This window comes from Streptomyces sp. NPDC015346 (genome assembly GCF_043078785.1).
GTDB lineage: Bacteria > Actinomycetota > Actinomycetes > Streptomycetales > Streptomycetaceae > Streptomyces.
In genome coordinates this window covers 120,062-134,298 of sequence record NZ_JBIBTW010000012.1, presented here as the reverse complement: position 1 = coordinate 134,298, position 14,237 = coordinate 120,062, and the positions used below count along the sequence as shown (strand labels likewise).

Annotated in this window: 12 protein-coding genes; 10 read left to right on the top strand and 2 right to left on the bottom strand. The window is 73.3% G+C overall.

What is annotated here, in order from left to right; translation table 11 throughout:
• The first annotated feature begins 3 nt into the window (after window positions 1-3).
• Both ACF06X_RS32520 and ACF06X_RS32515 read left to right on the top strand, forming a co-directional pair.
• Complete coding sequence (locus ACF06X_RS32520; RefSeq protein ID WP_392290945.1) at window positions 4-1,284, top strand: HTTM domain-containing protein; 1,281 nt, start codon at window positions 4-6, stop codon at window positions 1,282-1,284.
• Entirely contained in the window at window positions 1,281-1,970 is a 690-nt protein-coding gene (locus tag ACF06X_RS32515; protein ID WP_392290907.1) for a TrmH family RNA methyltransferase, read from the top strand. Before ACF06X_RS32520 ends, ACF06X_RS32515 begins: the two co-directional genes overlap by 4 nt.
• A 98-nt stretch (window positions 1,971-2,068) precedes the next feature.
• Here ACF06X_RS32515 and paaN read toward each other — a convergent pair whose 3' ends face one another.
• Window positions 2,069-3,763 (bottom strand): phenylacetic acid degradation protein PaaN, encoded by a 1,695-nt coding sequence (gene paaN / locus ACF06X_RS32510; RefSeq protein ID WP_392290906.1) that lies wholly within the window; start codon window positions 3,761-3,763, stop codon window positions 2,069-2,071.
• A 124-nt stretch (window positions 3,764-3,887) separates the two neighbouring features.
• Between paaN and ACF06X_RS32505 the strand changes: the two genes are divergently transcribed.
• Window positions 3,888-5,456 (top strand): 3-hydroxyacyl-CoA dehydrogenase, encoded by a 1,569-nt coding sequence (locus tag ACF06X_RS32505; RefSeq protein WP_392290905.1) that lies wholly within the window; start codon window positions 3,888-3,890, stop codon window positions 5,454-5,456.
• The gene (locus ACF06X_RS32500; RefSeq protein ID WP_392290904.1) at window positions 5,453-6,046 is read left to right on the top strand and encodes a TetR/AcrR family transcriptional regulator; all 594 of its coding nucleotides are present in this window, start codon (window positions 5,453-5,455) and stop codon (window positions 6,044-6,046) included. The genes ACF06X_RS32505 and ACF06X_RS32500 overlap by 4 nt, the downstream gene beginning before the upstream one ends.
• Window positions 6,047-6,083: 37 nt before the next feature.
• On the opposite strand, the gene ACF06X_RS32495 is transcribed toward ACF06X_RS32500, so the two are convergent.
• Window positions 6,084-6,632 carry an Lrp/AsnC family transcriptional regulator gene (locus ACF06X_RS32495; protein ID WP_392290903.1) on the bottom strand — a complete coding sequence of 183 codons (549 nt, stop codon included), beginning with the start codon at window positions 6,630-6,632 and terminating at the stop codon, window positions 6,084-6,086.
• A 179-nt stretch (window positions 6,633-6,811) separates the two neighbouring features.
• Here ACF06X_RS32495 and pdhA point away from each other — a divergent pair, with 179 nt between their 5' ends.
• The 6 genes from pdhA to ACF06X_RS32465 all read left to right on the top strand — a co-directional run bounded on the left by pdhA (window position 6,812) and on the right by ACF06X_RS32465 (window position 14,233).
• A complete protein-coding gene (gene pdhA / locus ACF06X_RS32490) occupies window positions 6,812-7,972 on the top strand; it encodes a pyruvate dehydrogenase (acetyl-transferring) E1 component subunit alpha (protein WP_392290902.1) in 1,161 nt (386 codons plus the stop codon).
• Window positions 7,972-8,997: an alpha-ketoacid dehydrogenase subunit beta gene (locus ACF06X_RS32485; RefSeq protein ID WP_392290901.1), complete on the top strand. Its 1,026-nt coding sequence runs from the start codon at window positions 7,972-7,974 to the stop codon at window positions 8,995-8,997. The genes pdhA and ACF06X_RS32485 overlap by 1 nt, the downstream gene beginning before the upstream one ends.
• Window positions 8,997-10,454: a dihydrolipoamide acetyltransferase family protein gene (locus tag ACF06X_RS32480; protein WP_392290900.1), complete on the top strand. Its 1,458-nt coding sequence runs from the start codon at window positions 8,997-8,999 to the stop codon at window positions 10,452-10,454. The genes ACF06X_RS32485 and ACF06X_RS32480 overlap by 1 nt, the downstream gene beginning before the upstream one ends.
• A gap of 127 nt (window positions 10,455-10,581) precedes the next feature.
• Window positions 10,582-11,451, top strand: coding sequence for an NTP transferase domain-containing protein (locus tag ACF06X_RS32475; RefSeq protein ID WP_392290899.1), 870 nt, complete (start codon window positions 10,582-10,584; stop codon window positions 11,449-11,451).
• Window positions 11,448-13,154, top strand: coding sequence for a molybdopterin-binding protein (locus ACF06X_RS32470; protein ID WP_392290898.1), 1,707 nt, complete (start codon window positions 11,448-11,450; stop codon window positions 13,152-13,154). Before ACF06X_RS32475 ends, ACF06X_RS32470 begins: the two co-directional genes overlap by 4 nt.
• Window positions 13,142-14,233 carry a potassium channel family protein gene (locus tag ACF06X_RS32465; RefSeq protein WP_392290897.1) on the top strand — a complete coding sequence of 364 codons (1,092 nt, stop codon included), beginning with the start codon at window positions 13,142-13,144 and terminating at the stop codon, window positions 14,231-14,233. Before ACF06X_RS32470 ends, ACF06X_RS32465 begins: the two co-directional genes overlap by 13 nt.
• Window positions 14,234-14,237: the final 4 nt, after the last annotated feature.

The following is a 14,237-nucleotide window of genomic DNA, read 5'->3' as shown; positions in this document are numbered from 1 at the left end:
CCCATCCGGCGCGCTCAGCACGACCGGCGGGCGGGCGGGCGCGACCCGCTCGACCGGCGGCTCGGACGGGCCGTGCAGCGGGTCACCGCCTCGGCACTCGGCCCGTACCAGACCGCGATCGTACGGATCGGCGTCTCGCTCACCTGGCTGCTCTTCCTGCTGCGTGAGCTGCCCCACCGCCATGAGCTGTACGGCCCCGACGGCCCGTGGTCGTGGGAGATGGGCCGGCAGCTGATCGCCGACAACGACGCGTTCACGGTCCTGATGTGGTCGGACGGCCGGCTCTGGTTCGAGACCGTCTACGCGCTCGCCGTGCTCTCCGCCGCACTGCTGCTCGTAGGCTGGCGTACGCGTGCCGTGTCGGTGGTCTTCATGGTCGGGGTCCTCTCGCTGCAGAATCGCTCCGTCTTCGTCGGCGACGGCGGCGACAACGTCCTTCACCTCCTCGCGATCTACCTGGTCCTGACCCGCTGCGGCCAGGTCTGGTCACTGGACGCCCGCCGGGCCGCCCGGCAGGCACGCGAGGACGCCCGCGACAAGGTGAGCGCAGACCGGCCAGGCCCGGCGCCCCGCCGCGACGTCGTCGGTCCGCTGCTGTGGACGGTGCTCGGGGGCTTCCTGCTCGCCGCCACCGCCTTCGCCGACGTCACCGGCTCTGTGTGGCTGGTGGTGCTGCTGTGGGTGTTGTGGCTGGCGCAGGCGCTGTGGTGGCTGGTGTGCCGCTTCGCGCCGGGTGAGCCGCGCACCCTCCTCGACGTCCTCGCCAACCTCGCCCACAACGGCGCGCTCGTCGTGATCATGGCCGAGGTCTGTCTGATCTACGCCACGGCCGGCTGGTACAAGATCCAGGGTTCGCGCTGGCAGGACGGCACGGCGCTGTACTACCCGCTCCACCTGGACTACTTCACGCCCTGGCCGGCCCTCTCCGAGCTGCTCGCGTCCAGCGGCGTGATGGTGATGGTGCTGACCTACGGCACCGTGCTGGTCCAGGTCGCCTTCCCCTTCGCCCTCTTCAACCGCAGGGTGAAGAACGTCCTGCTGGTCGCGATGATGCTGGAGCACGCCGGGATCGCCGTGCTCCTCGGGCTGCCGCTGTTCTCGCTCGCCATGATCTCCGCGGACGCGGTGTTCCTGCCGACGGCGTTCCTCGTCTGGCTCGGCACGCGCGTCGGGCGCGGCCGGGACCGGCTGCTGTCCCGGCTGCTGCCCCGCCGGTCCGGGGAGACGGTGCCGGAGCAGCGCCGTACGGGCGGTGAGAACACCCCCCGTACCCTCGTGGGGTGAGCACCGCAGAAGAGTCCGAGCCGATCCAGTACGACGAGGGGTACGCCCCCGAGGTCGGGGTGGGGCCGCATCCCCGGCCCTGGCCGGACGGTGAGCGCTACGACCCCGAGCTGCTGGCGGGCGGCGACCGGCGCAATGTCGTCGACCGCTACCGCTACTGGACGCGGGAGGCGATCGTCGCCGACCTGGACACCCAGCGGCACGACTTCCACGTCGCGGTGGAGAACTGGGGCCACGACTTCAACATCGGGTCGGTGGTCCGTACCGCCAACGCCTTCCTGGCCAAGGAGATCCACATCGTCGGGCGACGGCGCTGGAACCGGCGCGGTGCGATGGTCACCGACCGCTACCAGCATGTGCGCCACCACTCCGACACCGCGTCGCTGACGGCGTGGGCGGCCGACGAGGACCTGCCGATCATCGGGATCGACAATCTGCCGGGCGCGGTGCCGCTGGAGCGGACCGTGCTGCCGCGGCGCTGTGTGCTGCTGTTCGGGCAGGAGGGGCCGGGGCTCACCGAGGAGGCGCGCGAGCACGCGGCGATGGTGTGCTCGATCGCCCAGTTCGGTTCGACCCGGTCGATCAACGCGGGCGCCGCGGCCGCGATCGCGATGCACGCGTGGGTGCAGCGGTACGCCGAGATCGTCGACGGGGCCGGGGCCCCGCAGGGCCCCGGCCAGGGATGACCCGGGGCGGCCGGGGCTAACCCGGGGCGTGGGCTGATCCGGGGCTGAGGCCGCGGTGTGCTCGCGGGGACCCTCAGGGTCCCCGCGAGCGCCATGGCTCACGCCTGGCGGCGGACCTCCACCACCCGGAAGCGGTTGGCGACGAACGCGCTGTCGCACAGCGCCGCGTTCGCGGCCGGGTTGCCGCCGGAGCCGTGGAAGTCGGAGAACGCGGCCGTCTGGTTGACGTAGACCCCGCCCGTCAGGTTCAGCGAGAGCTGGGCCGACTCCTCCAGGCAGACCTCCTCGACGGCGCGCTCGGTGTCGGGCGAGGTCGTGTACGCGCCGACCGTCATCGCGCCCTTCTCCCGGACCGTGCGGCGCAGCAGCTCCAGCGCGTCGGCGGTCGAGTCGACCGAGACGGCGAAGGAGACCGGGCCGAAGCACTCGGAGAAGAACGCGGCCTCGTCGTCCGGCTTGGAGCCGTCCAGCTTGACGATGACGGGCGTACGGACCACGGCGTCCGGGAAGTCCGGGTTGGCCACCTCGCGGGAGGCGAGCGCCACCTCGCCGAGGCCTGCCGCGGCCTCCAGGCGCGCCTTCACATCGGGGTTCACGAGGGCGCCGAGCAGGGCGTTCGCCCGGACGTCGTCGCCGAGGAGACCGCCGACCGCGGCGGCGAGATCGGTGACCACCTCGTCGTACGACTTGGGTCCGGCGTCCGTCGTGATGCCGTCCCGGGGGATCAGCAGGTTCTGCGGGGTGGTGCACATCTGGCCGCTGTAGAGCGAGAGGGAGAACGCCAGGTTGGACAGCATTCCCTTGTAGTCGTCGGTGGAGTCGACGACCACCGTGTTGACGCCGGCCTTCTCCGTGTAGACCTGCGCCTGGCGGGCGTGGGTCTCCAGCCAGTCGCCGAATTCCGTCGATCCGGTGTAGTCGATGATCCGGATCTCGGGGCGGACGGCCAGGGTCTTGGCGATGCCTTCGCCGGGCCGCTCGACGGCGAGCGCGACCAGGTTGGGGTCGAAGCCGGCCTCGGCGAGGACCTCGCGGGCGACGCGGACCGTGAGCGCCAGCGGGAGGACCGCGCGCGGGTGCGGCTTGACCAGGACGGGGTTGCCGGTGGCCAGGGAGGCGAACAGGCCCGGGTAGCCGTTCCACGTCGGGAAGGTGTTGCAGCCGATCATCAGCGCGATGCCGCGGGCGACCGGCGTGAAGGACTTGGCCAGCTCCAGCGGGTCGCGCTTGCCCTGGGGCTTGGACCAGTCGGCGCTGCCGGGGGTGCGGGTCTGCTCGGCGTACGCGTACGCCACCGCTTCCAGGCCGCGGTCCTGGGCGTGCGGGCCGCCGGCCTGGAACGCCATCATGAAGGCCTGGCCGCTGGTGTGCATGACCGCGTGCGCGAACTCGTGCGTACGGGCGGAGATCCGGGCGAGGATCTCCAGGCAGACCAGGGCGCGCGCCTCGGCGCCGGCGTCGCGCCAGGCGGCCATGCCGGCACGCATCGCGGGCAGCAGGACGTCGATGTCGGCGTGCGGGTACTCCACGCCGAGGGCGGGGCCGTAGGGCGAGATCTCGCCACCGGTCCAGCCGTCCGTGCCGGGCTGGTCCAGTTCGAAGCGCCGGTCGAGCAGCGACTTGTACGCGTCGAGGCCCGCGGCGGCGTCCAGCGAGCCGTTCTCGCCGTAGGCCTTGGGGTGCTCGGGGTGAGGCGACCAGTAGGCACGGGTGCGGATGGTGTCGAGAGCCTGGTCGAGTGTGGACCGGTGCTTCTCGGCCAGGGCGTCGGTGGTCAGCTGAGCGGCGGCCATTGCGGGACCAACTCCTCGTCGAGCTGGGCAGGGATGGGCGGACAGAGTTAGAGTAACCGAACGATCGGTCGGGACAAGGGGGTCTGTCGAAGCTGTGGACAACCCATCGGGGAGGATCAGTCGTATGACCGCCAATGTGAGCGACGCCGTACCGGACACCGCCCCGGGGACCGGAGCCGAGCCCGTCGACCGGAGCCGTACCGTCGCCGTCGTCGGCACGGGGACCATGGGCCAGGGAATCGCCCAGGTCGCCCTGGTCGCCGGACATCCCGTACGCCTCTACGACAGCGCCCCCGGCCGGGCCGAGGCGGCCGTGACCGCCCTCGCCGCACGCCTGGACCGCCTGGTCGAGAAGGGCCGGATGGACAGGTCGGAGCGCGACGGCGCCGTGGCCCGCCTGCACGCCGCGGCCGAGCTGACGGAGCTGGCCGACGCCGCCCTCGTCGTCGAGGCGGTCGTCGAGGAACTCACCGTCAAGCAGCGGCTCTTCGCCGAGCTCGAGAAGATCGTCGGCGACGACACCCTCCTCGCGACCAACACCTCCTCCCTCTCCGTCACCGCCGTCGCGGGCGCCCTGCGGCTGCCCGGCCGGTTCGTGGGACTGCACTTCTTCAACCCGGCCCCGCTGCTCCCGCTCGTCGAGGTCGTCAGCGGCTTCGCCACCGACCCGTCCGCCGCCACGCGCGCGTACGAGACGGCGAAGAGCTGGGGCAAGACGCCGGTGCGCTGCGCGGACACCCCCGGCTTCATCGTGAATCGCATAGCCAGGCCCTTCTACGCGGAGGCCTTCGCGGTCCATGAGGACCGGGGCGCCGACCCCGCCACCATCGACGCCGTCCTGCGCGAGTCGGGCGGCTTCCGCATGGGCGCCTTCGAGCTGACCGACCTGATCGGCCACGACGTCAACGAGGCCGTCACCCACTCCGTGTGGGAGGCCTTCTTCCGGGACCCCAAGTTCCGGCCCTCGCTCGCCCAGCGGCGCCTCGTCGAGTCCGGGATGCTCGGCCGCAAGACGGGCCGCGGCTGGTACACGTACGAGGAAGGCGCCCACCGGCCCGAACCGCACACCGCCGGTCCGGCCGAACCGCCGGCCCACGTCATCGCCGAGGGTGACCTCGGACCGGTCGGCGCCCCGCTGCTCGGCATGATCCGCGAGGCCGGGATCACGGTGCGCGAGGAGGACGAGGACAAGGGCAGCCGGCTGGTGCTGCCCAGCGGGGGCCAGCTCGTGCCGGCCGACGGACAGACATCCGTCGAGTTCCGCGACGTCGTCTACTTCGACCTGGCGCTCGACTACCGCGAAGCGACCAGGATCGCCCTCTCCGCCGGGCCCGACACGCAGCCCGAAACGCTCGCCCAGGCGACCGGGCTCTTCCAGGCGCTCGGCAAGAAGGTCAGCGTCATCGGCGACGTTCCCGGCATGATCGTGGCCCGGACCGTGGCACGGCTGATCGACCTCGCGCACGACGCCGTCGCCAAGGGCGTGGCCACCGAGGAGGACATCGACACGGCGATGCGGCTGGGCGTCAACTACCCGGTCGGCCCCCTCGAATGGAGCCGGAGGCTCGGGAAGAACTGGGCCTTCAGCCTCCTCGAGGAGCTGCACCAGCGCGACCCGAGCGGACGGTACGCGCCCTCCCTGGCGCTCTTCCGCCACTCGTACGCCGACGGGGAGCGGGAGGGCGGCCGATGACCACCGCGAAGCGCGACACGTACACCCCCGAGACGCTGCTCTCCGTCGCCGTGCGGGTCTTCAACGAGCGCGGCTACGACGGCACCTCCATGGAGCACCTCTCCAAGGCGGCCGGGATCTCCAAGTCCTCGATCTACCACCACGTCGCGGGCAAGGAGGAGCTGCTGCGCCGCGCCGTCAGTCGCGCCCTCGACGGGCTCTTCGCGATCCTCGACGAGCCGGGCGCCGGGCAGGGGCGGGCCATCGAGCGGGTCGAGTACGTGACCCGGCGCACCGTCGAGGTGCTGACGGCGGAACTGCCGTACGTGACGCTGCTGCTGAGGGTCCGGGGCAACACCGGCACCGAGCGGTGGGCGCTGGACCGCCGCCGGGAGTTCGACCAGAAGGTCGCCGAGCTGCTGAAGGCGGCCGTGGCCGACGGGGACCTGCGGGCCGACGTGGACATCAAGCTGGCCACCCGGCTGCTCTTCGGCATGATCAACTCGCTGGTGGAGTGGTACCGGCCGCACCCGGGCGCGAGCGCGGACCGCGAGCAGCTCGCCGACACCGTCGTCCACCTCGCCTTCGACGGGCTGCGCACCGCCCGCTGACGAGCCGCCCCGGGGCCCGTGCGGCGGGCCGGCCGGGTCAGTGGTCCGGATCCAGGTCCGTCTCCTCGAAGACCAGCAGCGTGCGGGTGGAGAGCACCTCGGGGATCGACTGGAGCTTGGTGAGCACCAGCTCGCGCAGCGTCCGGTTGTCCGGGGTGTGGACCAGGAGCAGGACGTCGAAGTCGCCGCTGACGAGTGCGATGTGCGCGGCTCCGGGGAGGGCCTGGAGCTGCTCGCGGACGGTGCGCCAGGAGTTCTGCACGATCTTCAGCGTGATGTACGCCGAGGCGCCCTGCCCGGCGCGCTCGTGGTTGACGCGCGCGCTGAAGCCCCGGATCACCCCGTCGTCGATGAGCCGGTTGATCCGCGCGTAGGCGTTCGCCCGCGACACGTGGACCCGCTCGGCGACGGCGCGTATCGAGGCGCGGCCGTCCGTCTGCAGGATGCGGAGGATGTCGCGGTCTATGGCATCCAGCGGGCGCACCACCGGCGGCTGGGGCGCACCACCGGGCGCGGGACCCTGCGGCGGGCCCGGAACCGGGGGCAGACCCCGCTCCCGGCCCTCGGCCATTTGTTCATCCGCCATGTCCCCCCGCCTCTCTCCCATGGACGACATGCTCCTATCCCAGGCTGTGGAGAACCGATTGTCCACAGGCTGAGGGCGCCTGTAGCCAAAATGCCTCCACGACCGAACAATCGGTAGGTGAGGCGCGCCACACACTCGCGCCACCCGCCCTCGGGTCTTATGCCCGCTCCCACGAGGAGGTGGACTCGTTGCAACAGCGCAGTTCGACAGTCCAAGAGCCGCCCGCTGCCGCCCCTGCCTACCGGCCCACCCCGCCTCCGGCGTGGAAGCCCCGCACCGACCCGGGTCCGCTGCTGCCCGACGCCGAGCCGTTCCGGGTCCTCGGTACCGGCGCCGCGGCCTCCGCCGACCCCGAGCTGCTGCGGCGGCTCTACGCGGAGCTGGTGCGCGGCCGTCGGTACAACGCGCAGGCCACCGCCCTGACCAAGCAGGGCCGCCTCGCCGTGTACCCGTCCACCACTGGCCAGGAGGCGAGCGAGGTGGCGGCCGCGCTGGCCCTGGAGGACCGGGACTGGCTGTTCCCCTCGTACCGCGACACGCTCGCCGCCGTCGCCCGTGGCCTCGACCCCGTCCAGGCCCTGACGCTGCTGCGCGGGGACTGGCACACCGGGTACGACCCGCGTGAGCACCGTGTGGCGCCGCTGTCCACCCCGCTCGCCACCCAGCTGCCGCACGCGGTGGGGCTGGCCCACGCCGCCCGGCTCAAGGGCGACGACGTGGTCGCGCTCGCCATGGTCGGCGACGGCGGCACCAGCGAGGGCGACTTCCACGAGGCGCTCAACTTCGCCGCCGTCTGGCAGGCCCCCGTGGTCTTCCTGGTGCAGAACAACGGCTTCGCGATCTCCGTACCGCTCGCCAAGCAGACCGCGGCCCCCTCCCTGGCCCACAAGGCCGTCGGATACGGCATGCCAGGCCGGCTCGTCGACGGGAACGACGCCGTCGCCGTCCACCAGGTGCTGACCGAGGCCGTGGCACGCGCGCGCCGGGGCGGCGGACCGACGCTGGTCGAGGCCGTCACGTACCGCATCGACGCCCACACCAACGCCGACGACGCCACGCGCTACCGCGGCGACAGCGAGGTCGAGGCCTGGCGGGCACACGACCCGATCCTCCTCCTGGAGCGGGAGATGACCGAGCGCGGAATCCTCGACGAGGACGGGAAGCGGGCGGCGGCCGAGGCCGCGGAGACGATGGCGGCGGCGCTGCGCGAGCGGATGAACGCCGACCCCGTCCTCGATCCGATGGATCTGTTCGCGCACGTCTACGCCGAGCAGACCACCCAGCTGCGCGAGCAGGCGGCCCAGCTGCGCGCCGAGCTCGACGCCGAGAGCGAGGCGTGATGACGACCGCGCAGAAGACGGCGGACAAGGCCTCGGCCAAGCCCGCCACCATGGCTCAGGCCCTGCAGCGGGCCATGCGCGACGCGATGGCCGAGGATCCGACCGTCCATGTGATGGGCGAGGACGTCGGCACGCTCGGCGGTGTCTTCCGGGTGACGGACGGCCTCGCCAAGGAGTTCGGCGAGGACCGCTGCACGGACACGCCGCTGGCCGAGGCCGGCATCCTCGGCACGGCCGTCGGCATGGCGATGTACGGGCTGCGGCCGGTCGTCGAGATGCAGTTCGACGCGTTCGCCTACCCGGCGTTCGAGCAGCTGATCAGCCATGTGTCCCGGATGCGGAACCGCACCCGCGGCGCGATGCCGATGCCGCTGGTGGTCCGCGTGCCGTACGGCGGCGGGATCGGCGGCGTCGAGCACCACAGCGACTCCTCCGAGGCGTACTACATGGCGACGCCGGGGCTCCATGTCGTCACCCCCGCCACGGTCGAGGACGCCTACGGGCTGCTGCGGGCGGCGATCGCCTCCGACGACCCGGTCGTCTTCCTGGAACCCAAGCGGCTGTACTGGTCGAAGGCCGACTGGTCGCCCGAGGCGCCCGCGCCGGTGGAGCCGATCGGCAGGGCCGTGGTGCGGCGGAGCGGAAGCAGCGCCACGCTGATCACGTACGGTCCCTCCCTGCCGGTCTGTCTGGAGGCGGCCGAGGCCGCCCGGGCGGAGGGCTGGGACCTGGAGGTGGTCGATCTGCGGTCGCTGGTGCCGTTCGACGACGAGACGGTCTGCGCGTCGGTGCGGCGCACCGGGCGGGCGGTCGTCGTGCACGAGTCGGCCGGCTTCGGCGGCCCGGGCGGGGAGATCGCCGCCAGGGTGACCGAGCGCTGCTTCCACCACCTTGAGGCGCCGGTGCTGCGCGTCGCCGGATTCGACATCCCGTACCCGCCGCCGATGCTGGAGCGGCACCATCTGCCGGGCGTGGACCGGATCCTCGACGCGGTGGCGCGGCTGCAGTGGGAGGCGGGGAGCTGATGGCCCAGGTGCTCGAGTTCAAGCTGCCCGACCTCGGCGAGGGGCTGACCGAGGCGGAGATCGTGCGGTGGCTGGTGAACGTCGGCGACGTCGTCGCCATCGACCAGCCGGTCGTCGAGGTCGAGACCGCCAAGGCGATGGTGGAGGTGCCCTGCCCCTACGGGGGAGTGGTGACCGCCCGCTTCGGCGACGAGGGGACCGAACTTCCCGTCGGGGCGCCGCTGCTGACGGTCGCGGTGGGCGGCGGCGCGGAGACGTCGGGGACGGCCGCACCGGGCGGCTCGGCCGCGGAGTCGGCAGGGTCGGCGGAGTCGGCCCAGTCGTCGGAGTACTCCGGCAATGTGCTCGTCGGCTACGGCACGGCCGGACCGGCGGCGCGACGTCGCCGGGTGCGCCGCGACAACCAGCCGTTGTCGGGTACGCCGTCGGGCACCGCGGGCGGATCGGCGCAGGCGGTTGTCACCGCCCCGAGCGGCACCCCGCACACTGCCGACCACCAGGGGCCCGTGCCGGTCATCTCGCCGCTCGTGCGGAGACTGGCCCGTGAGAAGGGGCTGAATCTGCGGGAGGTGCGGGGGTCGGGTCCGGACGGGCTGATCCTGCGGGCCGACGTGGAACGGGCCGTGGCCGCCGCCGGTACGGCTGCCGCACCCACGCCTGTGTCGGCACCTGCTCCCATGCCGACGCCCACGCCCGTGCCGACGTCCGCGAACGGGTCGGCGCCCGGGCGCGTGTCGGCGCCCGCGCCGGTGGCCGTGGCCGCGGGTGCCGGTGAGCGGATTCCTCTGCGGGGAGTCCGTGGCGCCGTGGCCGACAAGCTGTCGCGCAGCCGTACGGAGATCCCGGACGCGACCTGCTGGGTCGACGCCGACGCGACCGAGCTCATGGCGGCACGGGCCGCGATGAACGCGGCGGGCGGACCGAAGATCTCGCTGCTCGCGCTGCTCGCCCGGATCTGCGTCCATGCGCTCGCCCGCCACCCGGAGCTCAACTCCACGGTGGACACGGCGGCCCGGGAGATCGTCCGGCTGCCGTCCGTGCACCTCGGGTTCGCGGCCCAGACCGAGCGTGGTCTCGTCGTCCCGGTGGTCCGGGACGCGGGGACGCGGACGGCGGAGTCGCTGACCGAGGAGTTCGCGCGGCTGACCGAGTCGGCCCGGCAGGGGACGCTCACACCGGCGGACCTGACGGGCGGGACGTTCACGCTGAACAACTACGGGGTGTTCGGGGTCGACGGCTCCACGCCGATCATCAACCACCCGGAGGCCGCGATGCTCGGGGTGGGCCGGATCATCCCCAAGCCGTGGGTCCACCAGGGCGAACTGGCCGTCCGCCAGGTCGTCCAGCTGTCGCTGACCTTCGACCACCGGGTCTGCGACGGCGGCACCGCGGGCGGCTTCCTCCGCTACGTCGCGGACTGCGTCGAGCACCCCGCGGTCCTGCTCCGCACGCTCTGACAGCGAGGCCGGGGGCAGGGCGGCCCCGGCCTGCCGTGCGGGCCCGGCGCCCGGCGCCCGTCTCCGTCCTTGAGACAGTCGCCGGTCCCCGGGCCCGGAGCGGGCGGAGGCGGACCATACTGCTGGGATGACGACCGCGTATGACGCCATCGTGCTGGCCGGAGGCGCCGCCGGCCGGCTCGGCGGGGTGGACAAGCCCGCCGTGCGGGTCGGGGGCCGGGCCCTGCTCGACCGGGTGCTCGCCGCCTGCCGAGGGGCCGGGCGCACCGTGGTCGTCGGCGGGCGACGGGCGACCGTACGGCCCGTGGTCTGGGCCAGGGAGGAGCCGCCCGGGCAGGGGCCTCTGGCGGCGCTCGACGCCGGGCTGCGCCAGGTCGAGGCCGGCACCGTGCTCGCCCTCTCCGCCGATCTGCCGTTCCTCGACGAGGGGACCGTCCGACAGCTCCTCGACGCGCTGGGCGCGGACCCCGACGCCGAGGCCGCGCTCCTGGTCGACGCCGACGGCCGGGACCAGCCACTGGTCGCCGCCTACCGCACCGAGGCGCTCCGGCGTGAGCTGGCTCTCATCACCACCGCGCACGGCACCCTTTCCGGTCTGCCGCTGCGTCTGCTCACCCAGGAGCTCCGCGTCACCCGGGTCACCGCGGTGCCCCTGGCCTCCTTCGACTGCGACACCTGGGAGGACATCGCCGCGGCCCGGACCCGGATCAGGGAGCATGGGAACGTGCTGGACGAATGGATCACCGCAGTCAAGGACGAACTGGGCATCGAGATCGACGTCGACACCGGCGTGCTGCTCGATCTGGCCCGGGACGCCGCCCACGGGGTCGCCCGCCCCGCCGCACCGCTGACCACGTTCCTGGTCGGCTACGCGGCGGCCAAGGCCGGTGCCGACGGAGGCCCGGAGGCGGTCCGCGAGGCGGCCCGCAAGGCCGCCGCGCTCGCCAACCGCTGGGCCGCCGAGACGGACCAGGGCAAGCGGGACGACGCCGGATGACCCCTCAGGAGCGCGCCGCGGAGACCGGCCCGGGCCAGGACCTCGGCGCCGGACCCGGTCCGGTCGCCGGCGCCAACCACGGCGCCAACCTCGGCGCCGACCACGGCGTCAGGACCGGCGCCGAGGTCGGAGCGCAGGCCGAGAGCGACGGCGTCGAGGAGGCGCTCGCCCTCGTCGCGCCGCCGCGCGCCGCCGCGCACCGGAGCGCCTCGCCGCGCCCCGCGCCACCCGGGACCGCCTCCGCCCGCGCCGAAGGTCCCGCCGCCGAGGAGCCCCGTACCGAGGAGTCCCCCGCCGGAGCGCCCCGCTCGCAGGAGTCTCCCGCCGGGGCGCCCCGCTCGCAGGAGCCCTCCGCCGGGACGCCCCGCGTCGAGGGAGAACACCACCGCGCCACGCCCTGGCCCGACGCCCGGGCCGTCGCCACCCGCGCCGGAGCGGGCACCGGCGCCGCCCACCCGGGCCGGGCCCGGCCCACAGCCGGCCAGCCCGCCCCCGGCCCCGGCCAGTCCGCTCCCACCCCTGACCACCCCGCCCCCACCCCCGATCGTCCCCGCCCTCACGCGACCCCCCTCGGGCAGGCCCTCGGTCACGTTCTCGCCGAGCCGCTCCGCGCGCTCACCGACCTCCCGTCCTTCGACACCTCGGCCATGGACGGCTGGGCGGTCGCGGGCCCCGGTCCCTGGGAGATCCGCGACGAAGGAGCCGTGCTCGCCGGGCACGCACCCGCCACCGCGCTGGAGGACGGCACGGCCGTCCGGATCGCCACCGGCGCACGCGTACCGCCCGAGACCACCGCGGTCATCCGCAGCGAGCACTCCCGCACCGACGACAGCGGGCATCTCCACGCCCGGCGCGCGGTCGTGCCCGGCCAGGACATCCGCCCCCGGGGCCAGGAATGCCGATCCGGAGACCAACTGCTGCCCGCCGGAACCCCGGTGACACCGGCCGTCCTCGGCCTCGCCGCGGCCGCCGGCTACGACGAACTGCCCACCCTCCCCCGCCCCCGGGTGGAGATCCTGGTCCTCGGTGACGAGCTCCTGACGGCCGGACTCCCCCACGACGGCCTGATCCGAGACGCCCTCGGCCCCATGCTCGGCCCCTGGCTGAACACGCTCGGCGCCGACGTCCTCGCCACCCGCCGGATCGGTGACGACGCCGACGCCCTCCAGGCCGCCGTCACCGGGTCCCCGGCGGATCTGGTGATCACCACCGGTGGCACGGCGGCCGGACCCGTCGACCACGTCCACCCCGTGCTCGCCCGGACGGGAGCCGTACTCCTGGTCGACGGGGTGAAGGTCCGCCCCGGCCACCCGATGCTCCTCGCCCGCCTCGAAGGAGGCCGGCACCTGGTCGGGCTGCCCGGCAACCCCCTCGCCGCGATCTCCGGGCTGCTCACCCTCGCCGAGCCGCTGCTGCGCGCCCTGGCGGGAGCCCCGGCCGCCACGCCGTACCGCGTGCCCGTACGGGACGAGGTGCACGGTCATCCGTACGACACCCGGCTCGTCCCCGTCGTCCACCGGGGCGATCAGGTCGTCCCCCTGCACTACAACGGTCCGGCGATGCTCCGCGGTATCGCCGCGGCCGACGGCATGGCCGTGGTCCCACCCGGCGGCGCGCGCCCCGGTGACGTGCTGGAGATCCTCGATCTGCCCTGGCCGGCGTCCCCGGCCCCGGGCGCGGCACAAGGAGCATGTTTCACGTGAAACTTCCCAGTCGTGACGTCATGGCCCGTCACGCGGACGAGAAGGTCTCCCCGTCCCGGGTGCGGCTTCCCCGCCAGGTGGTCGAGCAGCCGCTGTGGCAGGTCGGCAAACGGCTGTTGATGGCCCTGGGGGTCCTGGCCCTCACGACCGTCATCGTCTACCTGGACCGCTCGGGCTACCACGACAACGCCGATGAGACCCTCGACTTCCTCGACTGCGCCTACTACGCGACGGTGACCCTCTCCACCACGGGGTACGGCGACATCGTCCCGCACAGCGACTCGGCGCGGCTCGTCAACATCCTGCTGGTCACGCCGTTGCGCGTGCTGTTCCTGATCATCCTGGTCGGCACCACTCTCGAGGTCCTCACCGAAAGGACCCGGGAGGAGTGGCGGCTGAACCGCTGGAGGTCCACCTTGCGCGACCACACCGTCATCGTCGGCTTCGGCACCAAGGGCCGTTCCGCGATCCAGACCCTCTGCGCGACGGGGCTGCGCAAGGAGCAGATCGTGATCGTCGATCCCTCCAGCAAGGTGATCGAGACGGCGAACGCCGACGGGTTCGTCGGCGTGATCGGTGACGCGACGCGCAGTGATGTCCTGCTCCGCGCCGAGGTGCAGAAGGCCCGTCAGATCGTCATCGCGACCCAGCGCGACGACACGGCCGTCCTGGTCACCCTGACCGCCCGCCAGCTCAACCGGGGCGCGAAGATCGTCGCAGCGGTCCGCGAGGAGGAGAACGCGCCGCTGCTGCGCCAGTCCGGCGCGGACGCCGTCATCACCAGCGCCAGCGCCGCCGGACGGCTGCTGGGTCTCTCCGTGCTCAGCCCCAGCGCCGGCACGGTGATGGAGGACCTGATCCAGCAGGGCTCGGGCCTCGACCTGGTGGAACGGCCGGTGATAAAGGCCGAGGTGGGCAAGAACGTACGGGAGACCGAGGACCTGGTGGTGAGCGTCCTGCGCGGGCACCGGCTGCTCAGTTACGACGATCCGGCCGCGAGTCCGCTGCAGTTGACGGACCGTGTGATCACGATCGTGCGCGCGGCGCCCGTCACGCCGCTGACGACTCCACCCGAGTAGCCTC

Bases quoted from the DNA above. Each gene is read 5' to 3' on its own strand.
- ACF06X_RS32470 (WP_392290898.1), top strand. From the start codon at position 11,448: ATGACCCCTCAGGAGCGCGCCGCGGAGACCGGCCCGGGCCAGGACCTC.
- ACF06X_RS32505 (WP_392290905.1), top strand. From the start codon at position 3,888: ATGACCGCCAATGTGAGCGACGCCGTACCGGACACCGCCCCGGGGACC.
- ACF06X_RS32465 (WP_392290897.1), top strand. From the start codon at position 13,142: ATGTTTCACGTGAAACTTCCCAGTCGTGACGTCATGGCCCGTCACGCG.
- ACF06X_RS32500 (WP_392290904.1), top strand. From the start codon at position 5,453: ATGACCACCGCGAAGCGCGACACGTACACCCCCGAGACGCTGCTCTCC.
- ACF06X_RS32480 (WP_392290900.1), top strand. From the start codon at position 8,997: ATGGCCCAGGTGCTCGAGTTCAAGCTGCCCGACCTCGGCGAGGGGCTG.
- paaN (WP_392290906.1), bottom strand. From the start codon at position 3,763: ATGGCCGCCGCTCAGCTGACCACCGACGCCCTGGCCGAGAAGCACCGG.
- ACF06X_RS32485 (WP_392290901.1), top strand. From the start codon at position 7,972: ATGACGACCGCGCAGAAGACGGCGGACAAGGCCTCGGCCAAGCCCGCC.
- ACF06X_RS32475 (WP_392290899.1), top strand. From the start codon at position 10,582: ATGACGACCGCGTATGACGCCATCGTGCTGGCCGGAGGCGCCGCCGGC.
- ACF06X_RS32495 (WP_392290903.1), bottom strand. From the start codon at position 6,632: ATGGCGGATGAACAAATGGCCGAGGGCCGGGAGCGGGGTCTGCCCCCG.